The organism is Microvirga ossetica, assembly GCF_002741015.1.
In the GTDB taxonomy this organism is placed as follows: Bacteria; Pseudomonadota; Alphaproteobacteria; order Rhizobiales; family Beijerinckiaceae; genus Microvirga; species Microvirga ossetica.
This window is the reverse complement of sequence record NZ_CP016616.1, coordinates 2798098-2819531: the sequence shown is the minus strand read 5'-3', so window position 1 is coordinate 2819531 and position 21434 is coordinate 2798098. Positions and strand designations below refer to the sequence as shown.

The window sequence follows — 21434 nt, the reverse complement described above, 5'->3', positions numbered from 1 at the left end:
GAAGGAACCATTTTAACAGCGTCGCCTTGTCTTGACAGTATTTGCATGTGTTGACGGCGCACAACAGAAGGTCCATGCGCCACTTCTGGAGGTTTACCCATGCGCCGCATCGCACTTTTGGGTTTGGCTTCACTCGCTGCGCTCACGACCGCCTCGGTCGTGGCTGAGGCACAGACCCGGAACCGCCCCCTCGTCCTCAGGGTCCAGCCCCGCAGCTTTCTCGATCCGGGGCCCGTCGTGCCGGTCGGCTCGATCAATCCAGGCTATACCGGGTACGGGCAAGCCCAGTCCTATCTGCTGAGCCCACCCTATGCTCCCAACGGCGCAGGCTTCGGCGTCGCCACCCTGCCCGATCCGATCACCAACGGGCCTTTCGTCGGATCACGCAATCCCTTCCCGATGTTCGGCGTTCCAGAGGTCGAAGTGACAGGTTCGATCCGCTAATCGCTCCATGGAATGGAAAGCCCCGGGCACGGCCCGGGGCTTTTTTCGTTACGACTGAGCTTCCAGCTCCCTGACGATGGCGTCGCCCACATCCTGCGTGCCGACCGCATTCGCGCCCGGAGCCGCGATGTCCTTGGTGCGGGTGCCGGAGGCGAGCACGTTGGCGATGGCCTTGTCCAGGCGATCCGCCTCGTCGATGAGGCCAAAGGAATAGCGCAGGGCCATGCCGAAGGAGCCGATCATGGCGATGGGATTGGCGAGGCCCTTGCCGGCGATGTCCGGCGCGGAGCCATGCACGGGCTCGTAGAGCGCCTTGCGCCGGCCGGTGGCCGGATCCTCCATTCCGAGGGATGCGGAGGGCAGCATGCCGAGCGAGCCGGTGAGCATGGCGGCGATGTCGGAGAGGATGTCGCCGAACAGGTTGTCGGTGACGATCACGTCGAACTGCTTCGGGTAGCGCACCAGCTGCATGGCGCAATTGTCGGCGAGCACGTGCTCGAGCTGGACGTCCGAGAACTCGGCCTTGTGGATGCGGGTGACGACCTGGCGCCAGAATACGCCGGTCTTCATCACGTTGAACTTCTCCGCCGAGGAGACCTTGTTGCGGCGCTTGCCTGCCAAGTCGAAGGCGACGCGAGCGATGCGCTCGACTTCGTGCGTGTGGTAGACCTGCGTGTCGACCGCGCGCTGGGAGCCGTCCTCGAGCGTCACGATCTCCTTCGGCTCGCCGAAATACACGCCGCCGGTGAGCTCTCGCACGATCATGATGTCGAGGCCTTCCACCACTTCGCGCTTGAGCGAGGAGGCATCGGCGAGCGCCGGATAGCAGATCGCCGGGCGCAGATTGGCGAAGAGGCCAAGATCCTTGCGCAGGCGCAGGAGGCCAGCCTCGGGGCGCACGGCATAGGGAACCGTATCCCATTTCGCGCCGCCGACGGCGCCGAAGAGCACCGCATCGGCTCCTTTAGCGCGATCCATGGCGGCTTCCGAGATCGCCGCCCCATGCGCGTCATAGGCCGAGCCGCCGACGAGATCCGTCTCGGTCTCGAAGCCGACGCCCCGCTTGCGGAACCAACCCACGATCTTCTCGACCTCGCGCATGACCTCCGGGCCGATGCCGTCGCCGGGGAGAAGGAGAAGCTTGTGCGTTGCCATGTTGCAGTGTCCTCAGCTCGATTGTCGCTTCGTCGTCCCCAGGCCTGCCCAAGGACTCATGTTCCCACATTGCTCAACCTCATCCTGAGGAGCAGACGAAGTCTGCGTCTCGAAGGAGGCTCCAGTGCTCTCCGAACCCTCCTTCGAGACGGTCACTGACGTGACCTCCTCAGGATGAGGGCATCAAGAGTCCACCGGTCGACAACGGGACGTGGATGACCGGGTCAAGCCCGGCCATGACGAGAGGGTTTAGGCGCGCGACCCTTGCCTTGGCAAGCATTTGTCGCGTTGGCCGTTAGGCGGAGGCTTGCGGCTCGCTGTCCGTTCGCCGGTCCTTCGCGGTCCTGACGACCGTGACCGAACAAGGCGCCTCTGCCACCACCTGGGACGAGACGCTGCCGAGATAGCGCCTGAGCGCCGAGGAGGCGCGCGCGCCGATCACGATGTGATCGACATTGTTGCGGCGGGCATAATCGACGAGGGCACCCGCCGGGTCGGGCGCCTCCAGCACGCTGTAGGAGATCCGCTCGCTCGGGATGTCGAGGGAGGCGCCCCAATGCCGGAGCTGCACGAGACGCTGCACGTGCAGGCTCCTCCCCTCCTCGTCCTCCAGGATATCCACCGCGATGCGCGAGGTTTTCAGGACGTTGACGCAGGCGATGCGCGCCTCGCCCTCGATGGACAGGATTCGCCCGATCATCAGGCGCAAAGAATCGGCCAAGTCCTCGCTGCCGGGCGAGAGATCGATGGCGGCGAGCACGATCGGGGCCCGGGAGAGCTGGCCCGCGATGTTGGGCGTCTCGAGGGGCTGCGCCTTGCGGGCCTTGAGCCAGCGGCGGAAGGTCTTCATGCCGCCGTCCCGTTCCAGGCGCTCGGCGCGCTCGGTCAGCTTCACCCGATCCGGGTTCTCCAGATCGAGCGCGAGCAGCGCCGCGGTGGCATAGCGGTCCTGCGGATCGACCTCGAGGCAGCGCAGGATGATCTCCTGCAGCCAGGGCGGGCAATCGGGCCGCAGCGCCCGCGGCGGGACCGGAACGCGCCACAGGCGCCGGCGGATCTGCCCGCCGCGCGGATTGCCGAAGGGACGTTCGCCGGTGACGAAGAAATACAGCATCACGCCGAGCGCGAAGAGATCGCTGCGCGGATCGGCCCTGTCCTGCAGCACCTGCTCCGGCGCCATGTAGGGCGTCGTGCCGAAGGGCTCGCGGAACTCCTCGGCCAGGAGATCCGGCAGGCGCTCGTGGCGGGCGAAGCCGTAATCGATGAGAACCGGCTCGCCGCTCGCGCGGATCATCACGTTGCTCGGCTTCACGTCGAGATGGATCACATGCTGCCGGTGAAGATCGTGCAGCGCATGCGCCACTTTCGCACCGATGGCGACGACGTCGGGCCAGGGCAGCGGCACCGCGTCGAGATGTTTTTTAAGCGATTCGCCCGGTATCCGCTCCATGACGATGTAGGGCATGGGCTCGAGCGGACCGGTTGCGACGAAGCGGGGAACATGCGCGCCCGAGAGGTGCGGCATGATCATCTGCTCGGTCTCGAAGCAGACGATGGGCAGGGGATCGTCGCTGTCGATCAGCAGCGGGATCTTCATGACCAGCGGCGTCGGATCGCCTTCCCGGGCGACGGCCCAGAGCTGCGCCATGCCGCCGGTGCCCAAATGCTCCTGAAGCTCGAAACCGTCGATCGCCGTTCCGGGGCTGAGGCGCCAGCGCACGCGCTATCGTCCCTCTTCGAGACGAAGCGCCAGTTTTTCGGGCAACCCGGCGGCCCGTACCTTGCGGGCGGCTGTTGCCGTGTCGTAGGGCACGCGCAGATAGCGCAGGGTCTGGCGGGCCGTATCGAAGACGGCGTAGTTCGCCGCCGCCACCCCGTCGCGAGGCTGCCCGACGGCGCCGATCACCGCAAGCCATGTGCGGCTCGGCAGAAGCGGGATGTCGTTGTCGCCCACCGGCGAGAAGGCGCCCACCTTGGCGGTGGTGCTCATGTGATAGAGCATGGGCACATGCACATGGCCGCAGAAGGTGATGTGCGCATCGACCCGGCTGAAATGCCGGATCGCTTCCATGGGGCCCGACATGTAGTCCCAGGTCCGCGGCGCATAGCCGTTAGCATGGACATAGAGAATGCTCCCCTCGTCATGCGTGAGGGGAAGATCGGCGAGGAAGCGGCGCTGTTCCGAGCCGAGCTGATTGCGCGTCCAGCGGATTGCCTCGCGGGCGACGCTGTTCATGTCTTCGTCGGAGCCGTCAATGGCCGCATCGTGATTGCCGAGGAGCGCAACTGCACCCTTATCCACCAATCCCCTGACCTGATCGACGACCCAGGCCGGATCGGCGCCGTAGCCGACATAGTCGCCGAGGAAGATCAGCCGGTCGACGGAGATCAGGCGCGCATGGGCAAGGCAGGCCGAGAGCGCCTCGCGATTGCCGTGGATATCGGTGAGGATGGCAATGAGCATGGGGCAGTACAACTCCAAAGCCGCCGATGCTGCAACTGGCCGATGGCCGGCAGGAAGCGAAAAGGCTAACCCCGCAGCGCCTGCAGCACCTTGCCGCCGGGCCGGCCGCGCGGTTCGAGGCCGATGCGGCGCTCCACGTCCTTGATCGCTTCGCGGGTCTTGGCGCCGATCTTGCCGTCCGGCTCGCCCACATCGTAGCCGCGGGCGGTCAGCAGCTGCTGCAGCTCGCGGCGCTGGGCGCGCGAGAGCGGCGGATCGTCGGTCGGCCAGGCCGTCTGGATGCCGGGCTGGCCTTTCAGGCGGTCGCCGAGCAGGGCGATGGCGAGACCGTAGGATTCGGCGGCGTTGTAGGAATAGACCGCATCGAAATTCTTGGTGACGATGAAGGCCGGGCCGTTCACGCCGGCCGGGATGATGATGCCGGCGGCATAGTTGCCCGAGAGCGGACGCCCGTCGACGCGGGTCACGCCCATGGCGGCCCAGGATGCGAGCGGCTTCTTGTTCTTGCGTCCGGCGAGACCTGCATTGAAGCTTTGCGGCAGGCGCACCTCGTAGCCCCAGGGCAGGCCGTTCACCCAGCCGGCCTTTTTGAGGAAGTTGGCCGTCGAGTGCACCGCGTCCGGCACGGAGGTCATGATATCCCGGTGCCCGTCCCCGTCGCCGTCGACGGCGAGACGCTGGAAGGTCGAGGGCATGAACTGGGTATGGCCGAAGGCGCCGGCCCAGGAGCCGCGCAGGTTCGCCGGGTTGATGTCCCCGTCCTGCACGATCTTGAGCGTCGCCATCAGCTCGCCCTTGAAATATTCGTTGCGGCGCGGCGCGTAGCAGACGAGGGTCGACAGGGACTGGATCAGAGGCCGGCCGCCGATATCCTTGCCGAAATTGGATTCCACGCCCCAGACGCCGGCGATCGCATGGCGATCGACGCCGAAGCGTGCCTCGGCCGCGGCAAGCGCCTGTCCCGCTTGCCGCATGGCGGTGCGGCCGTCCTGCACCCGCTCCTCGTCGACGAGAGCCGCCAGGTAATCCCAGATCGGCGTCTTGAACTCGGGCTGGTTGTTCATGAGGTCGAGGATGGTCAGATCCGGGGTGACGCCGCGGGTCGCGACGTCGAAAGCCTGGCCGGACACGCCCTTGGCGGCGGCCTGGCTGCGCAAGGAGGCGAGGCAGGAGCCAAAATCGGCCTGGGCCGAAGCCGGGGTCGCGAGGCCGAGGGCGGCAAGAACGAGGAGAGCGGGGGCAAAAACGTGCTTCATGCGCCGCACCTTGCAGGAAATTAGGTTAATCTTGTGAAAACGGAGCGGCTCTTCACGCTTTCGTTAGATTGGACTGTCCTGTCCTGCCCTTTCTCTCCTCTCCACTACCTGCGACGTCCTCAGCTCGACTTTGGCCATTTATGCTGGATAGCAGAGTGTCGCCGTCAATCGCTTCAGAACATCGATTTGGCCTTTTGTCATGTTGGCGGGCCGGCGTGACGCATCAGAAACTGCGGCGGCCCAGAGCGAGCGTCGGACGGCCGCCAGAGCATCGCTGAAGGTGATGGTGCGCTTATTGTACCAAGCGGCACACTGCGGGCGAGCCAAGCGCCGAATGGCGGGGTCAGCGGTCCAGAGACTGACCAGCGAGAACAGCCCCAGCAGGGCTGGTGTCGTGCGGGCGATCGCCTTGTCCGACCATTGGCGTTGCGTCTCCATCCCCAGGTGTCTGCGAGCCTCGGCAAAGGTCACCTCGGTGCTCCAGCGCCGCACGAACCAGCGCACGATCTCAAGAGGATCGGCTTGCAGGTCCGTACACAGAAACGCCTGTGGCTTGAGGAGGCCGGCCACGTCCCGCACCAGAACATAGCGGATCGGCACGTGCTTGCCGGGATGGTGCCAGATCGCCGTGCCCGAGATGAACTCAATCAGGCGTTCGCCACCGCCGTACCAGCCGTCGACCCAAACCTGCCGCCACGCCGTCTTGGGATTGGCCAGGCGTTCGGCCAGGCTCGGAAGACGTTGACCAACAACGCGAGGGCGTCCTCGGGTTCCGGGCCGACGGCGCGGAGCCGGCGTGAACAGGCGCGCATCCAGGCGCAGGCGCGTGATCATGCACAGGCGATGCCGAACCGCGTTCAGCAGCTCAATCGCCGCGTAGCTCTGATCAGCCACTGCCACGAGGCGCCGGTCCGGCAGCCAGCGGGCGACCTGGAGAAGGGCTTGTCGGGCCCAGTCCGTGAGCGCCTTGTGACGCTGGCGATGCTCACGCGAGAAGCGCTCGGAGGGCGCCAGCACCGTCAGGAAGGGCAAGGCCCACACGCGACCGGCCCACGGGATGGGAGCGAGCATCATGATGGACAGCCAGCGCAATCCCGAGGCTTTGACGAAGTGGCCATGGGAGGAGCGGACCGGATCCCGGTAGATGCCACGGGCCCTGATCCGGGCACCCCAGCGACGCTCAAGGGTGTCATCCAGGCCAATCACCACTGGCCCGGTCGGCACAAAAGCTGCCACCAGCAGGCCGAGCAGACGGCGCGCCACCTCGCGGCTGGACCACTGGTTGCGGTTGAGCACACGGTGATAGTTCGTGAAGCTGCGGGTGCGGGCGAGGCCAACAACGGTGAGCATGGCCGTGACGGTGCGACGGCCCGGGGTGAGAAGAGCCCCCAGGACGAGCACAAGGGCATGGCGGAAGGTTGGTCCGGTCAGGCCGGACCGGAACGGAGCCAGCCAGGTGGACAGGAGGTCAGGAACATGGGGCTGGACGGGCATGGCCACGATCTCCCACAATCAGGCTCAAGAGCCTGGGAGGTCGCCATGGCCGAAATGGGTCGGACCGAGATCCTGACGCGCTATCGTCATCTCCGCGCGATCAGCACCCACCATCACAACGAGGCTCTTCGCTGCGTACCGGATTCGGCCCTGATGGAGCAGGCGCGCCGGCTGGGGCTCACGGCTGGCAAGATGCTGGTGGCCGAGAGCCTGGACGAGGTGACGTTGGCCTACGACCTGGCTCTCTACACCGCCCCGCCGGGCCGCTCGCGCGGGATGGACCGCTATACCCGCAACGCTGTCGTGGTGCCCGGCTCGGATGAGGACGTGATGCTGCAGGCTCTGCTGCGGGCCCGCTTCTCGGTCTGGCGGGTTGAGCGTCGCCACGAGACGGCCGGCTTGGTGGTGCTGGATCTCATGCGCCAGGAAGAGGTTTGGCTGGTCGATGAGCATCTGGAGCAGACGGCTCATCCTGGCACATCGCTGGCGATGCGGCTGAGTACTCCGGAGGCCTTTGCGATGACGTGTGGGGTTGTCGTGCCGGTGGATGTGGAGATGATGGAGGAGGTGTTCGACACCATGCTGGAGCGCGTGCATGGCGATGCCGACGCAATTGCCAATGATCGCCGGTTTGCTACCGCAATCTATCGGATTGCCGTAATGGACGCGCTCATGAGCCTTGTGAGATTTGCCGATCCGGACTGACCCGCAGGTGGCCTACTGGCCCGCGAAATTGGCCAAAGTCGAGCTCAGAATCTGGTTCGTAAAGCGCGGGCAACCCTCCTCCCCCTTGTGGGGAGGAGCTGGAGGTGGGGGTGTTGGCGCCAAACCTTCATAGGCTATCTCCCACACCCCCACCCCGGCCCTCCCCACAAAGGGGAGGGGGAAGGCGCCTGCGTCTCATGATGAATGACGAGCCAGCCTCTGAAGAGGTAAGGGAATGCGGGGAAGGGAGGACAGCCAGCTGTTGGCCAAGCGACTCTTCATCCAAGCTCAGGATCGGGAAGATCCGTCTGGATCCAACGGTCGCTCATATGGATGTCGGTTGTCTCCAGCCGCCCCGGGCCGAGATTGACGAACTTGTGCGGCACGCCGGCCGGCCCGAGAAAGACCTGCCCCGCCTCGCATTCGAAGCGCTCGTCGCCCACCGTGAAGAGCGCCCGCCCCTCGCGGATGATGAAGAGCTCATCGTAAGGATGGACATGCCATTTCGGCCCGACGCCGACCTGTTCCGTGGTGTAGAAGAGCACGGTCACGCCGGTGCCTAAGGTATGCCCCTCCACATGGCCCTTCCAGAAAAGGTCGGGATGGGTCGCCCAATCGGCGCGGCTGAGAACTTTTGGCTTGCCCTGTGTCATCGCTTACTCTCATCGAGTGGATTACATTAAGAATTATTTCCGACTATGCCGCTGAAGGCTGACCGAACACATAACGAGATAAACGATGATACTGGAGGAGCACACCACTGCAGACGGCCTTCTGACAGTTAGTGTCCAGCAGTTCGACGATGGCATCGCTATCGGTTTTGATGGTCTAGCTTGGCATACCCACCCGAACTTGCTGATCGAAACCTACGGCGAGGATGAGGAGAAGGCTCTAAGAGGCTTCATATCGGCGATGCTCAATGACGAACTCTTGATCATCTGTTCCATGGCAGGAGATCGCCTCGTCGAGGCATGGATCGATGACGACTTCCAAAGCGCCATGGAGTTCGCTTCGCAAAGCGAGACCATAAAGGTCAGGCATTGGAGTGGTTGGATCGAGGCGAATACTTCCGCACGGGGCTGAGTTTCCCCGCACCCTGGGCGGCAAAGGGGCGGGCCGAGACTCGCCAGCCTCAAGCAATCTTCTACGCCCAGGCGCGTTCCGAAAGCTTCTTCTCGAAGGCGTCGATGGCGGGCGCCTTTTCCATGGTCAGGCCAATGCCGTCGAGGCCGTTGAGCATGCAATGCTTCTTGAACGGATCGATGTCGAAGGTGACCGTGCCGCCGTCGGGGCCGCGGATTTCCTGCTTCTCCAGGTCGATGGTGAGCGTCGCATTGGCGCCGCGCTCGGCATCGTCGAAGAGCTTCTCCAGGTCCTCAGGCGAGACCTTGATCGGCAGGATGCCGTTCTGGAAGCAGTTGTTGTAGAAGATGTCGGCGAAGCTGGTGGAGATCACGCAGCGGATGCCGAAATCGAGCAGCGCCCAGGGGGCGTGCTCGCGGGACGAACCGCAGCCGAAATTGTCGCCCGCCACGAGGATGTTGGCCTTGCGATTGGCCGGCTGGTTGAGCACGAAATCCGGGTTCTCCGAGCCGTCCTCGCGATAGCGCATCTCCGAGAACAGGCCCGTGCCAAGCCCCGTGCGCTTGATCGTCTTCAGGTACTGCTTGGGAATGATCATATCGGTGTCGATATTGATGATCCGCATCGGCGCCGCGACGCTTTCCAGCACGGTGAACTTGTCCATGGTCTTCACATCCCTGAAGGCGGCGGCCCAGCCGCTGTCAGGTGCCTCTTATCAAAGGCTTGGCGAGCCGACTAGGCCAACGATGGTCGCGGCGGGAAATTGCGTCACCGCCAGAGATTCGTCTTGGCGAGGTCATAGACCTCGTCGGCACGGCCGCTCAGCACGGCCTTGACCATGTAGAGGGTGAAGCCCTTCGCCATGTCGAGCGTGACCGAGGGCGGCATGGCGAGCTCCGTGCGGTTCACCACCGCATCGACCAGGACCGGCCCGTCATGGGCGAAGGCGGCGGCGATCCCCTCCTCCACCTCGGACGGATCCTCGAGCCTGATGCCGCGGATGCCGGCGGCCTCGGCCATGGCCGCAAAATTCGGGTTCTGCAGCTCCGTGCCGAAATCGAGAAAGCCGGTGGATTTCTGCTCGAGCTCGACGAAACCGAGGGTGCCGTTGTTGAAGACCACGACCTTCACCGGAAGGCGCTGCTGCGTCAGAGTGAGGAGATCGCCCATCAGCATGGCGAAGCCGCCGTCGCCGGAGAGCGAGATCACCTGCCGGCCGGGGAAGGCGGCCTGGGCGCCGATCCCCTGCGCCATCGCATTCGCCATCGAGCCGTGCCAGAACGACCCGACGAGCCGACGCTTCCCGTTCATGGCGAGGTAACGCGCGGCCCAGACCGTCGGCAGGCCGACATCGCAGGTGAAGATCGCGTCCTCCGCCGCCCGGTCGCTGATTGCCTTGGCGACCTGCTGCGGGTGGATCGGCCGCTTGCCCGGGGTGCTAACGGCCAGATCGTCGAGGGACTCGCGCGCCTTGGCATAATGATCTCTCGCCTTCGCGAGGTGCGTGCCGTCGGTCTTCTGGTCGATGAGCGGCGACAGGGCCGCCAATGTCGCACGCACATCGCCCACGACGCCGACATCGACGGGCACGCGGCGGCCGATATTCTCACCCCGCAGATCGACCTGAGCGATGCGAACCTTGGTGCCGTCGGGGTAGAACTGGCGATAGGGGAAATCGGTGCCGAGCATCAGCAGGACGTCGCAATCGCACATGGCGTAATAGCCGGACGAGAAGCCGATCAGCCCGGTCATGCCGACATCGTAGGGGTTGTCCCACTCCACATGCTCCTTGCCGCGCAAGGCATGCACCATGGGCGCCTGAAGACGCTCGCCCAGAGAAAGCAGCTCGTCATGAGCCCCCGCGCAGCCCGAGCCGCACAGGATCGTGATGCGCTTGCCCTCGTTGAGCAGGGCCGCGAGACGCTCGAGATCGCCGGGCGCGGGCGCGACGACGGGAGCGGAGGGCAGCAGACCCTCGAATTTCGTCGCCGGCGCGGCGGCGGCCGGCTGCAGCGCGACGTCGCCGGGCAGCACCAGCACCGACACGCCGCCCTTCGCCCTCGCCGCGCGGATCGCTGTCTCGAGGATGCGCGGCATCTGGCTGGTCGCGGAGACGAGCTCGCAATAATGGCTGCATTCGCGAAACAGATTTTCCGGATGCGTTTCCTGGAAAAAGCCGCTGCCGATCTCGGGCGAGGGAATATGCGCGGCGATGGCGAGCACCGGCACGCGCGAGCGGTGGCAATCGAACAGGCCGTTGATGAGGTGCAGGTTGCCCGGCCCGCAGCTTCCGGCGCAGACGGCAAGCGCGCCGGTCAGATGCGCTTCGGCCCCGGCCGCGAAGGCCGCGACCTCCTCATGCCGGACATGGATCCATTCGATATTGCCCTGGCGGCGGATGGCGTCCGTCAACCCGTTGAGGCTGTCGCCGACGAGGCCGTAGACGCGTTTCACGCCGGCAGCGGCCAGGATCTCGACGAATTGTTCGGCCAGCATCTTCGCCATGAAGCCCCTCCTCCCATGAGAATCGTCCGCCGCGGCGCGGGCGGGCCGATGAGACGTGGAGCAAACTATGTGGCGCAGCATCCAGCTGCTGGCAGGTGCCCGATATCAAAGGCTCGTGAATCCGGCCGCGCCAATGACTGGCTGAGCAACCAGCGCTCTTGGCGCAGTCCCCGCGTTCCGGAGCGTCGATACGCCTTCCACGGTACCACGTTTTCGCAATCGCAATTTGCAACTATTGGGTGATATCAACCGGATTAATATCACTTTAGTTGTGTCTCCGAGCAACCCTTCGAAAGCAAGTTGACTGCCATGGATGCCGAAAGGATCAACCAGCTTATCCAGATCACGGGCGCTCAATGGGAGGCGAAGGATACGCCCCTGTCCAAGGCCAAAGTCGCACCGGGAGCGATGAAATACATGGGGCTGGCGATATCGCCGACCGAGATTTCCAAGGAAGCCAAGCTCGCAGCGAGAACCGAGCCCAGGGCCGTCTCCCTCCAGCCGCCGCCGCCGAAGGTGGATTGGCGCAACAACGGCGGAAATTTCGTGACTGAGATCAAGAACCAGCACGAATGCGGCGCCTGCGTTGCGTTTGCCACCTGCGCCGTGCTCGAGTCCCGTGCGCGCATTGCGCAGCAAGCGCCTCATCTGAACATCGACCTGTCCGAAGCCCATCTGTTCGCCTGCGGCTGCGGCGATTGTTGCGACACCGGCTGGGTCAACAGCAAGGCCTTGGACTTCGCGCGCAGGAAGGGCATCGGCGCGGAAACCGATTTCCCCTACAACACAATGAGAAGGGACGGATGCAAGCCGATCAATGCCATCGTCAAGGTCAGGGCCTACGCCGCCATAGAGACCCTGACCGTCAGGAAGAAGGTCGTCGCGGCAAAGGGGCCCGTATCCGCCTCGATGGAGGTCTATGAAGACTTCCTGTCCTACGGAAGAGGGATTTATCAGCATGTCACCGGGTCCCTCATCGGATATCATGCGGTCTGCGTCGTCGGCTACGACGATACCGATCAATGCTGGATCGTGAAGAACAGCTGGGGCCGCGAATGGGGCGATGGCGGCTTCTTCAAGATCGCTTACGGACAATGCGGGATCGATACCAGATTTGCCTTCTATGATGCGGATCTCGTCGGCATCGGGACGGCGACAAGGACGCGGGCCAGGAAGAGCGCCAGGGAAAAGGAACTCGAAAATGCCTAGGCAGCCACCCTTCGAAGCTCTGGCGGAAACAACGGGCCATGTCGGCGAGCCGCTGACGGTCGAACTGAAAGGCGGCGGCGGAACGGGCTTCGTCTGGCAGCCTCAAACGCCTCTTCCGGAGACCGTGAAGCTGGACAAGGAATATGTCGTGCCCGACCCGGAACATGGGATGGGAGGCGCGGGGAAAGAGAAGCTGACCTTCAGCTTCGCCCAGCCCGGACATTACGAACTCGCCTTCGGCTTCGTTTCCCCATCGGGCGATCGGATCGTGGAGAATGCGATCCTCAGGTTCGAGATCGAGTGAGATCGCGATTCGTCGCAGCGAGCGCATCTTGTTCTGCGCTCGCCGTCGCATCGTTTCGCCCGCCGATGCGTCTTAAAGCATCGGACCCAAAAGTGGACTCCACTTTTGGGGTCTGATCCGATGCTCCACTCTTTGAAGAGCGCATCGTTGAGCCCGACCCGAAGGGCCGCGTCAGCGAATAACCGGGTCCACTTTTTCGCACGATGCGCTAGCTCGCCGCCGCCTCGATCGCTTCCATGTCCTCGTCGGAGAGGCCGAAATGGTGGCCGATCTCGTGCACCAGGACGTGGGTGACGATCTGGCCCAAGCTCTCCTCGTGCTCGGCCCAGTAATCGAGGATCGGGCGGCGGTAGAGCCAGACCATGTTCGGGAACTGGCCCGTCTGCATCATCGCGCCGCCCTGCGCGAGGCCGATGCCGCGGAAGAGCCCGAGCAGGTCGAAGGGTGTCTCGCAGCCCATCTCCTCCATCGTCTCGTCGTCGGGAAAATCCTCGACCCGGATCACCACGCCCTCGCAGAGCCGGCGGAACGCTTCCGGCAGGCGCGCATAGGCATCCCGCGCGAGAGCTTCGAGATCGTCGAGGGAGGGTGCCTGGAGATTGGCGAGGCTCGTCATGGCGTCAGAGGATCCTCAGCTGGACCAGAAGCCAGATAGTGAGGATGACGACGCCGACCAGCGACAGCGCGCGGCCGATGCGCCGGCCCCAGAGCTCGATCGGATCGGTGCCGCCGCCCTCGCCCGCACCGACGGCGTCCTTGGCCCCGAAATGCTCCCCCGCCTGCCGCCCCATCCGCGCAAGCGCCGAGGAGCCGAGGGTTTCCGTATCCCGCCGGACGCGCTCCAGCGCCTCACGGGCCTCGCGGGCTTTCTCCTGGTCCCGTTCGCTCATCGATCCCTCCTCCAGCCCTCCTCCAGGCCTTCACCATTGCTTTACCATGGCCGGCGCAATGCCGCCTTGCAACGGAACGCCTGACCTCCTTCGCCGTTAACAGCCCCGGAACTGTCAACATTCGATGAGGCAACAATGCGTAAAGTGTTTGGTATCCTGGCTGTGGCCGGGCTGGTGGTTTTCGGCGCCGGTGCGGCGTCGGCTCAGGGCGTCGACGTGCGGATCGGCCCGTCGGGCGTTCGTGTCGAGCAGGAGCGGGATTACCGTCCGCGCTATCGTGAACGCATCGTCGAGCGCCGCGTGGTGCGCCCGGTCCGGACGCGCACCGTGTGCCGCACGGTGATGGAAGAGCGGGTGCGCCGGAATGGCGTGGTCGTCCGCCGCCCTGTCGAGCGTTGCCGCCAGGTCGTGGCCGGCCGCCGGGTCTACGTGGATTAAGCACTGAGACTTTTATCATGAAAAGGCCGTGGCTCGGCTGAGCCACGGCCTTTCCGTTTGTCCGTGAAGACGACGATCAGCGGAAAGTCCGGATGTCCACGAAGCGGCCCGCAATCGCGGCCGCCGCCGCCATGGCGGGCGAGACCAGATGGGTGCGGCCCTTGAAGCCCTGGCGGCCCTCGAAATTGCGGTTCGAGGTGGAGGCGCAGCGCTCGTGGGGCGCGAGACGGTCGGCGTTCATGGCAAGGCACATGGAGCAGCCTGGCTCCCGCCAGTCGAAGCCGGCTTCCTTGAAGATCCTGTCGAGACCTTCGGCCTCGGCCTGCATCTTCACGATGCCCGAGCCGGGCACGATCATGGCGTTGACGCTCGCGGCGACGCGCTTGCCCTCGACGACCTTGGCCACTTCGCGCAGGTCCTCGATGCGGCCATTGGTGCATGAGCCGATGAAGACGCGGTCCAGCGCGATGTCGGTGATCTTCGTGCCGGGGGTGAGGCCCATATATTCCAGCGCCCTCCACTTCGAGCGGCGCTTGTTCTCGTCCTGGATGTCGTCCGGGTTCGGCACGACGCCGGCGACGGAAACGACATCCTCGGGGCTCGTGCCCCAGGTGACGATGGGCGGGAGATTGGCCGCGTCGAGACGGATCTCGGTATCGAAGAACGCGCCCTCGTCCGTGCGCAACGAGTCCCAGTAGCGCACGGCCGCGTCCCAGGCCTCGCCCTGCGGCGCCTTGGGACGGCCTTTCAGATAGGCATAGGTCTTCTCGTCGGGAGCGACCATGCCGGCGCGGGCGCCGCCCTCGATCGACATGTTGCAGATCGTCATGCGGCCTTCCATCGACAGGGACCGGATGGCCTCGCCCGCATATTCGATCACATGGCCGGTGCCGCCGGCGGTGCCGATCTCGCCGATGATGGCGAGGATGATGTCCTTCGCGGTGACGCCGGCGGGCAGCTGCCCGTCCACGGTCACGCGCATGTTCTTGGCCTTCTTCTGGATCAGGGTCTGGGTGGCGAGCACATGCTCGACCTCGGACGTGCCGATGCCATGGGCGAGCGAGCCGAAGGCGCCATGGGTCGAGGTGTGGCTGTCGCCGCAGACGATGGTCATGCCCGGCAGGGTGAAGCCCTGCTCCGGGCCCACCACGTGGACGATGCCCTGGCGGATGTCGAGCTCGTTGAAGTACTCGACGCCGAATTCCTTGGCGTTCTGGGCGAGAGCCGCAACCTGGGTCGCGGCTTCGGGATCCTCGATGCCGTGCGAGCGGTCGGAGGTCGGCACGTTGTGGTCGACCACGGCCAGCGTCTTGCCCGGCTGGCGCACCTGGCGGCCGGTCATGCGCAGGCCCTCGAAGGCCTGCGGGCTCGTGACCTCATGGACGAGGTGGCGGTCGATGTAGAGAAGGCACGTCCCGTCATCCTGCTGATCGACGACGTGGTCGTCCCAGATCTTGTCATAGAGGGTGCGGGCTTTAGCCATGGTTCTCTTCCAACGGTCGACAATAAGTGGTTCGGCGTTTTTAGCGGCAGGACGCCGGGACGGGAAGATGTCCTGAGCGCACACCGCCTTGAAACGATCGCATAGCAGACACAAGCCTTCGCGCAATTATATTTTTGTCGCGATGGCGTGCCGCAACGCTTGTCCTGTCAGCAAAAAGGCGCGGTTCGAGCCGCGCCTTTGTCACTTCCAAAGATGGAGACGAGAGCCTTACTCGGCGGCAGCCGGGGTCTCGGTCTTCTTCTCGGTGCGCTCGGCGATACGGGCCGACTTACCGCGACGGTCGCGCAGGTAGTAGAGCTTGGCGCGACGGACGGCGCCGCGGCGCACGACCTTGATGGAATCGACCAGCGGCGAGTAGAGCGGGAACACGCGCTCGACACCTTCGCCGTAGGAGATCTTACGGACGGTGAAGCTCTCGTGCAGGCCGCTGCCGGAACGGGCGATGCAGACGCCCTCGTAGGCCTGGACACGGGTGCGCTCGCCTTCCTTCACCTTCACGTTGACGATGACAGTGTCGCCGGGCTGGAAAACGGGAATGGTCTTGGCGAGCTTGGCAATCTGCTCTTGCTCGAGCTGCTGAATGAGGTTCATCGTAATACTCCTGCCGTTGCGTGGCCTTGAGCAATCTCAAAACCCGCGGGATTTCGGCGTCCTGTTTTAAGTTGAGGCCGCGCCTATACAGCAGATTGGGGGGGTTGTCGAGCCTGTAGGCTGGCTGTCATCCCGGACGAAGCGCAGCGAAGATCCGGGATCGCTTGACGAGATTGGCGCGGGTCCCCTCCCCCTTGCGGGGAGGGGCAGGGGTGGGGGTCGTGCAGCTGGGTGATCGCTCAGACAAGCAAGGCGCTGTAGCAATCTCGCGCCGTCTTGATGAAGCGCAGCGCTCTGACTTTCCGACCCTCACCCTCAATCCCTCCCCGCAAGGGGGAGGGAGGGGCCTGCAGCCGACGCGACCTCAGCGAACACATACCGCTCGAACCAATCCGGAAACGCCTGCACCAGAGTCTTAGGCCCCTCCACCGTGAGCCCGATCCGCCGCGCTTCGGCGAAGCTCACGTCACCCCGCCACTAGGCGACCAGCACGGGAAGTCTTGCCCGAACGCAGATGGGCTCGGGAAAACCCGGGTTCTGTGTACAAAGCGAAGACTCCGCCTCCTTGAGCAGCAGGAAGCGCGGCTGGCGCTGCCCCTCGATCTCGAAGCGGACGACGATGGGTTCGGGTGGGAGGGCCTCCGGGCGGACCCGCCGCTGCATGTCGACGAGAACGGGATCGAGGTCCAGATCCTCGGACCCGGCCTGCCGCGGCAGCCAGCGCTGGCCCCAGGTGCCGAGGGCTCCGACGATGCCCATCAGCTCCCGGCCCGCCTCGGTGAGCGTGTATTCGGGGCCGTGCTCGCCCTCGACGCGGATCACCGCCCCCACATGCACCAAGTCCTGCAGGCGCTCCGAGAGCATGGTGCGGGAGATGCGCGGGATGCCGCGGCGGATGTCGTTGAAGCGCCGGCTGCCGCACAGGAGCTCGCGCACCACGAGAAGGGTCCAGCGCCCGCCGATGGCCTCATGGGCGCGGGCCACGGAACAGAACTGACCGTAATCTGCCATGGCGGAAGCGCTATCATGGCGGTGAGCCGTGGAGAAGTCCGGATTCCGGACCTGACGACGGTGCGATCCCGGTCTATCGAGGATCGACCTTTTTCGGACAGAACCCATGACCGGCCAGCCCAGCACCATCCTCGACCGCATCGGCAACACGTCGCTGATCGCCCTGCGCCATATCCGCCCCGCCAACGGCGCCCGCCTCCTGCTCAAATCCGAGAACGAGAACCCCACCGGCAGCATGAAGGTCCGGATGGCGCTCGCGATGATCGAGGCGGCGGAAGCCGACGGGCGTCTCAAACCCGGCGGTTCGGTCGTCGAATATACCGGCGGCAGCACCGGCGTCTCCCTGTCGCTGGTCTGCGCGGTGAAAGGCTACCCCCTCGACATCGTCACCTCCGATGCCTTCAGCAAAGAGAAGCTCGACCACATGCAGCTGCTCGGCGCCACGCTGCATATCGTTGCAAGCGAGAGCGGGCGCATGACGGAGAAACTCACCAAGGACATGATCGAGCAGGCCCGCATCATCGCCGAAGCGAAGGGCTCCTTCTGGACCGACCAGATGAAGAACCGCGACCAGATCGCGGCCTATCACCGGATGGCGGACGAGATCTGGCAGCAGACGGAGGGCCGCATCGACGGCTTCGTCCAGAGCGTGGGAACGGCAGCATCCTTAAGCGGGATCGCGGAAGGCCTGCGGCGGAAGAAGCCGATCGAGATCGTCGCCGTGGAGCCGGCCGAATCGCCCGTTCTGTCCGGCGGCCCGTCCGGCGCGCACAACCGGGATTGTCGTTCTATTCCAGCAGATCCGGCCGCCGCTCGCGCGTGATGCGCTCCGATTCCGCGCGGCGCCAGCGCTCGATCATGGCATGGTTGCCGGAGAGCAGCACGTCGGGAATCGGGCGCCCCTCCCATTCGCGCGGCCGCGTGTAATGCGGATATTCGAGGCGGTTCGATTCGAAACTCTCTTCGGTGCCGGAGGCTTCCTTGCCCATGACCCCGGGCAGCAGACGCACGCAGGCATCGAGCACGATCATCGCCGCCATCTCGCCGCCGGAGAGCACGTAGTCGCCGATGGAGACTTCCTCGAGGCCCCGCGCCTCGATCACGCGTTCGTCGACGCCCTCGAAGCGGCCGCAGACGATGACCGCGCCGGGGCCGGCCGCGAGCTCACGCACGCGGGATTGCGTCAGCGGCTTGCCGCGCGGGCTCATCAGAAGCTTCGGACGCGGATCGTCTTGCGCGACGTTGGCATCGATGGCGGCGGCGAGCACGTCGCAGCGGATCACCATGCCGGGACCGCCGCCCGCCGGCGTGTCGTCGACCGTGCGGTGTCGGCCAAGGCCGTGATCGCGGATGTTCTTCGCCGTCAGGGACCACAAGCCGCGGGCAAGCGCATCGCCGGCGAGCGACACGCCGAGCGGGCCTGGAAACATCTCGGGATAAAGGGTGAGGATGGTGGCGGAAAAGCTCACGCCTCGTCCTCGGACTCAGGAGCGGGCTTCGCCTGTTCGAACAGGTCGTCCGGCGGCGCGGCTATGATGCGCTTTTCGGTTACATCCACGCTCGGCACGAAGGCCTTGGTGAAGGGCAGAAACGCGGTCGGGCCGCTTGGAACGGGCGCGATTTCCAGAAGATCGCCACCGCCGTAATTGGGCACGTCGACGACAGTGCCGATGATCTCGCCCGCTTCGTTCTGAATCGAGAGACCGATCAGGTCGGCGAGCAGGAACTCGTCCTCCTCGTCGGGCGGCGGAAGCTTGTCGCGCTCCACGTAAAGCTGCACGCGGTTGAGCGCCTCGGACGCCTCGCGCGTCGTCACACCATCGACGATGGCGATGAGAAGATCGGGCGCGCCGCCGGGTGCAGGCCGCACGTTCTTGAGCGAAAAGGTTTTGCCGTTGCTTGCGATCAGCGGCTTGTAACCGGCAATCGCCTGCGGATCGCCGGTATGGGATTTCAGCCGCACTTCGCCCTTGAGGCCATGGGCGCGACCGAACTCACCGACGAGGACCAACCCTCTCCCCTCTGCGGGAGAGGGTGGCAAGCGGAGCGAGCCGGGAGAGGGGGCGTTCTTCGATTGAGCGCGGCCCCTCTCCCGCCCCTCGCTGACGCGAGAGGCACCCTCTCCCGCATTGGGGAGAGGGCGAAGGTCCTGCTTGTTCGAACGCCCCCGCTTCATCGGTCTGCTTTACGCAGCCTCGCCTTCGCCGGCGCCGGCGGCAGCGGCCTTCTCGGCAGCGCGCTCCTGGGCCTTCTTGCCGGGCACCGCCTTCTGCGGGTTGTTGCGGGCCGGACGCTTCAGAAGGCCGGCGGCGTCGAGGAAGCGCAGGACGCGGTCGGTCGGCTGGGCACCCTTGGCAAGCCAGGCCTGGATCTTCTCGTTGTCGAGAACGACGCGGGCGGCATCGTCCTTGGCCTTCATCGGGTCGTAGGTGCCGACCTTCTCGATGAAGCGGCCATCGCGCGGGGAGCGCGAGTCGGCAACGACGATGCGGTAATAGGGACGCTTCTTCGCACCACCACGGGTGAGACGGATCTTCAGGGACATTGTTAGCTCCTAGTGTCTAAGCTTTTCACCAAATTCGCTGATCAGGCGTTCGATGGAGGACTCGTCCTCCAGGTCACCCGCGGTCCGAAACACTTCCACATCGGTCGTGCCGTCCTCGAGGAGATCAATCTCCCAGTATTCACCGGGAACACGCGCGAGAACGGTAATACCGTCCTCTCGGAAGAGGCGGATCTCATTCCAGATACCCGCACCTTCCAATTTCCTGGACAGCGTATGAGCCCGCTGCAGCAGCTCCGTCGCCATCAAACCATCGGTCACTTCTTTTTCCCTCCGAACGGGAAGCCGCCGATGCCCGGGAGCCCGGGAATCTTGCCTGCGCCGAGACCGGGAAGCCCCGGCACGCCCTTCGGCATCGCCGGCAGGCCACCGGCGCCGCCGGGGAAATCGGGCAGCTTGCCGCCCATCTGCTTCTGCAGCGCCTCGATCTGCTCCGGCGTCGGCTGGGGCATGCCGCCCATGCCGCCGCCGCCGATCCCGAACATCTTGCCGAGCGCGCCGGCCATGCCCTTGCCCTTGCCGCCGCCCATCATCTTCATGACGTCGGCCATCTGGCGGTGCATCTTCAGGAGCTTGTTGATCTCCTCGACCTTCGCACCGGCACCGGCCGCGATGCGCTTCTTGCGCGACGCTTTCAGGATGTCCGGGTTGCGGCGCTCGGAGGGCGTCATGGAATCGATGATGGCGCGCTGGCGCTTGATGATCCGGTCGTCGAGATTGGCGTTCTCGAGCTGCGACTTCATCTTGGCGACGCCCGGCAGCATGCCCATCATGCCGGAGAGGCCGCCGATCTTCTCCATCTGCGCGAGCTGGTCGCGCAGATCTTCGAGATCGAACTTGCCCTTGCGCATCTTCTCGGCCATGCGCTGGGCCTGCGCCTGATCGAAATTCTCGGCCGCCTTCTCGACGAGCGAGACGATGTCGCCCATGCCGAGGATGCGGTTGGCGACGCGGCTCGGGTGGAATTCCTCGAGCGCGTCGACCTTTTCGCCCGTGCCGATGAGCTTGATCGGCTTGCCCGTCACGGCGCGCATCGACAGAGCCGCACCGCCGCGGGCATCGCCGTCCATGCGGGTCAGCACGATGCCGGTGACGCCGAGGCGCTGGTCGAAGGCACGCGCCGTGTTGACCGCGTCCTGGCCGGTGAGCGCATCGGCGACGAGCAGCACCTCGTGCGGGTTGGTGGCGGCGCGCACGTCGGCCGCTTCCACCATCAGCGCCTCGTCGACCGTGACGCGGCCGGCGGTGTCGAGCATGACCACGTCGTAGCCGCCGAGACGGGCAGCCTCCATGGCGCGCCGGGCGATCTGCACCGCCGACTGGCCGGCGACGATGGGCAATGTGTCGACGCCGACCTGCTTGCCGAGCACCGCAAGCTGCTCCATCGCCGCAGGGCGACGGGTGTCGAGGGAAGCCATGAGCACGCGGCGGTTGTCGCGATCCGTCAGGCGCTTGGCGATCTTGGCGGTGGTGGTGGTCTTGCCCGAACCCTGCAGGCCGACCATGAGGATGCCGACGGGCGGAACCGCGTTGAGGCTGATCACCTCCGCATCCGCGCCCAGCATCTCCACGAGCTGGTCGTGGACGATCTTGACCACCTGCTGGCCGGGGGAGACCGACTTGACCACCTCGGCGCCGACCGCGCGGGCACGCACCTTGTCCGTGAAGGAGCGCACCACCTCGAGCGCCACGTCGGCCTCGAGCAGGGCGCGGCGGACCTCACGAAGCGCCGCGTTGACATCCTCCTCGGTGAGCGCGCCGCGGCGCGTCAGCCCGTTGAGGATATTGGAAAGCTTGTCGGAAAGGCCTTCGAACATG

General features: G+C 65.1%; 25 protein-coding genes. 7 read left to right on the top strand and 18 right to left on the bottom strand.

All coding sequences use genetic code 11. From position 1 onward, the window contains the following. Positions 1-99 precede the first annotated feature (99 nt). The gene (locus BB934_RS13345; protein WP_099510072.1) at positions 100-444 is read left to right on the top strand and encodes a hypothetical protein; all 345 of its coding nucleotides are present in this window, start codon (positions 100-102) and stop codon (positions 442-444) included. Between the two features lie 48 nt (positions 445-492). On the opposite strand, the gene leuB is transcribed toward BB934_RS13345, so the two are convergent. The 5 genes from leuB to BB934_RS13320 form a co-directional block, all read right to left on the bottom strand. After that, positions 493-1599, bottom strand: a complete 1107-nt coding sequence (gene leuB, locus BB934_RS13340) for a 3-isopropylmalate dehydrogenase (protein WP_099510071.1) — start codon at positions 1597-1599, stop codon at positions 493-495. 295 nt (positions 1600-1894) lie between these two features. Next, positions 1895-3319 carry a bifunctional serine/threonine-protein kinase/universal stress protein gene (locus tag BB934_RS13335; protein WP_099510070.1) on the bottom strand — a complete coding sequence of 475 codons (1425 nt, stop codon included), beginning with the start codon at positions 3317-3319 and terminating at the stop codon, positions 1895-1897. 3 nt (positions 3320-3322) lie between these two features. Continuing rightward, on the bottom strand, positions 3323-4063 hold the full coding sequence (locus BB934_RS13330) for a metallophosphoesterase family protein (RefSeq protein WP_099510069.1): 741 nt from the start codon (positions 4061-4063) through the stop codon (positions 3323-3325). 65 nt (positions 4064-4128) lie between these two features. Continuing rightward, a complete protein-coding gene (locus BB934_RS13325) occupies positions 4129-5319 on the bottom strand; it encodes a lytic murein transglycosylase (protein ID WP_099510068.1) in 1191 nt (396 codons plus the stop codon). 138 nt (positions 5320-5457) lie between these two features. Then, on the bottom strand, positions 5458-6813 hold the full coding sequence (locus BB934_RS13320; protein ID WP_099512825.1) for an IS701 family transposase: 1356 nt from the start codon (positions 6811-6813) through the stop codon (positions 5458-5460). Positions 6814-6858: 45 nt separating this feature from the next. On the opposite strand from BB934_RS13320, the gene BB934_RS13315 reads away from it, so the two are divergent. Further along, the gene (locus tag BB934_RS13315) at positions 6859-7518 is read left to right on the top strand and encodes a DUF7986 domain-containing protein (protein WP_099510067.1); all 660 of its coding nucleotides are present in this window, start codon (positions 6859-6861) and stop codon (positions 7516-7518) included. A gap of 278 nt (positions 7519-7796) precedes the next feature. Here the strand turns inward: BB934_RS13315 and BB934_RS13310 are convergent, their stop codons facing one another. Further along, complete coding sequence (locus BB934_RS13310) at positions 7797-8171, bottom strand: cupin domain-containing protein (protein WP_099510066.1); 375 nt, start codon at positions 8169-8171, stop codon at positions 7797-7799. Between the two features lie 85 nt (positions 8172-8256). Between BB934_RS13310 and BB934_RS13305 the strand changes: the two genes are divergently transcribed. Next, a complete protein-coding gene (locus BB934_RS13305) occupies positions 8257-8601 on the top strand; it encodes a hypothetical protein (RefSeq protein WP_099510065.1) in 345 nt (114 codons plus the stop codon). A gap of 61 nt (positions 8602-8662) precedes the next feature. Here the strand turns inward: BB934_RS13305 and leuD are convergent, their stop codons facing one another. Together leuD and poxB are read right to left on the bottom strand one after the other, a co-directional pair. Further along, positions 8663-9265, bottom strand: coding sequence for a 3-isopropylmalate dehydratase small subunit (gene leuD / locus BB934_RS13300; RefSeq protein WP_099510064.1), 603 nt, complete (start codon positions 9263-9265; stop codon positions 8663-8665). Positions 9266-9369: 104 nt separating this feature from the next. Next, positions 9370-11106, bottom strand: coding sequence for a ubiquinone-dependent pyruvate dehydrogenase (gene poxB / locus BB934_RS13295; protein ID WP_099510063.1), 1737 nt, complete (start codon positions 11104-11106; stop codon positions 9370-9372). 309 nt (positions 11107-11415) lie between these two features. On the opposite strand from poxB, the gene BB934_RS13290 reads away from it, so the two are divergent. Both BB934_RS13290 and BB934_RS13285 read left to right on the top strand, forming a co-directional pair. Further along, positions 11416-12315: a C1 family peptidase gene (locus BB934_RS13290; protein ID WP_099510062.1), complete on the top strand. Its 900-nt coding sequence runs from the start codon at positions 11416-11418 to the stop codon at positions 12313-12315. Further along, positions 12308-12619, top strand: coding sequence for a protease inhibitor I42 family protein (locus BB934_RS13285; protein ID WP_157934160.1), 312 nt, complete (start codon positions 12308-12310; stop codon positions 12617-12619). Before BB934_RS13290 ends, BB934_RS13285 begins: the two co-directional genes overlap by 8 nt. 208 nt (positions 12620-12827) lie before the next feature. On the opposite strand, the gene BB934_RS13280 is transcribed toward BB934_RS13285, so the two are convergent. Both BB934_RS13280 and BB934_RS13275 read right to left on the bottom strand, forming a co-directional pair. Continuing rightward, positions 12828-13235 (bottom strand): metallopeptidase family protein, encoded by a 408-nt coding sequence (locus BB934_RS13280; protein WP_099510060.1) that lies wholly within the window; start codon positions 13233-13235, stop codon positions 12828-12830. 4 nt (positions 13236-13239) lie between these two features. Further along, positions 13240-13509 (bottom strand): hypothetical protein, encoded by a 270-nt coding sequence (locus BB934_RS13275; RefSeq protein WP_099510059.1) that lies wholly within the window; start codon positions 13507-13509, stop codon positions 13240-13242. 135 nt (positions 13510-13644) lie between these two features. Here BB934_RS13275 and BB934_RS13270 point away from each other — a divergent pair, with 135 nt between their 5' ends. Continuing rightward, complete coding sequence (locus tag BB934_RS13270) at positions 13645-13947, top strand: hypothetical protein (protein WP_099510058.1); 303 nt, start codon at positions 13645-13647, stop codon at positions 13945-13947. A 76-nt stretch (positions 13948-14023) separates the two neighbouring features. Here the strand turns inward: BB934_RS13270 and leuC are convergent, their stop codons facing one another. The 3 genes from leuC to BB934_RS13255 form a co-directional block, all read right to left on the bottom strand. Next, positions 14024-15430: a 3-isopropylmalate dehydratase large subunit gene (leuC, locus tag BB934_RS13265; protein ID WP_099510057.1), complete on the bottom strand. Its 1407-nt coding sequence runs from the start codon at positions 15428-15430 to the stop codon at positions 14024-14026. 228 nt (positions 15431-15658) lie between these two features. After that, positions 15659-16042 carry a 50S ribosomal protein L19 gene (gene rplS, locus BB934_RS13260; RefSeq protein ID WP_099510056.1) on the bottom strand — a complete coding sequence of 128 codons (384 nt, stop codon included), beginning with the start codon at positions 16040-16042 and terminating at the stop codon, positions 15659-15661. Between the two features lie 477 nt (positions 16043-16519). Continuing rightward, complete coding sequence (locus BB934_RS13255) at positions 16520-17053, bottom strand: winged helix-turn-helix transcriptional regulator (protein ID WP_179955397.1); 534 nt, start codon at positions 17051-17053, stop codon at positions 16520-16522. Positions 17054-17159: 106 nt separating this feature from the next. On the opposite strand from BB934_RS13255, the gene BB934_RS13250 reads away from it, so the two are divergent. After that, positions 17160-17876, top strand: a complete 717-nt coding sequence (locus BB934_RS13250) for a PLP-dependent cysteine synthase family protein (protein WP_237050272.1) — start codon at positions 17160-17162, stop codon at positions 17874-17876. Here the strand turns inward: BB934_RS13250 and trmD are convergent. From trmD to ffh, 5 genes are read right to left on the bottom strand one after another with little or no spacing between them, the layout of a single operon-like run. Beyond that, positions 17842-18483, bottom strand: a complete 642-nt coding sequence (trmD, locus tag BB934_RS13245; protein WP_237050326.1) for a tRNA (guanosine(37)-N1)-methyltransferase TrmD — start codon at positions 18481-18483, stop codon at positions 17842-17844. The two genes, BB934_RS13250 and trmD, sit on opposite strands and share 35 nt — an antisense overlap. 35 nt (positions 18484-18518) lie before the next feature. After that, entirely contained in the window at positions 18519-19229 is a 711-nt protein-coding gene (gene rimM, locus BB934_RS13240) for a ribosome maturation factor RimM (RefSeq protein WP_099510054.1), read from the bottom strand. 9 nt (positions 19230-19238) lie between these two features. Next, the gene (gene rpsP / locus BB934_RS13235; protein ID WP_099510053.1) at positions 19239-19598 is read right to left on the bottom strand and encodes a 30S ribosomal protein S16; all 360 of its coding nucleotides are present in this window, start codon (positions 19596-19598) and stop codon (positions 19239-19241) included. A 9-nt stretch (positions 19599-19607) separates the two neighbouring features. Beyond that, positions 19608-19877 carry a hypothetical protein gene (locus BB934_RS13230; protein WP_099510052.1) on the bottom strand — a complete coding sequence of 90 codons (270 nt, stop codon included), beginning with the start codon at positions 19875-19877 and terminating at the stop codon, positions 19608-19610. Further along, complete coding sequence (gene ffh / locus BB934_RS13225; protein WP_099510051.1) at positions 19874-21433, bottom strand: signal recognition particle protein; 1560 nt, start codon at positions 21431-21433, stop codon at positions 19874-19876. The genes BB934_RS13230 and ffh overlap by 4 nt, the downstream gene beginning before the upstream one ends. Position 21434: the final 1 nt, after the last annotated feature.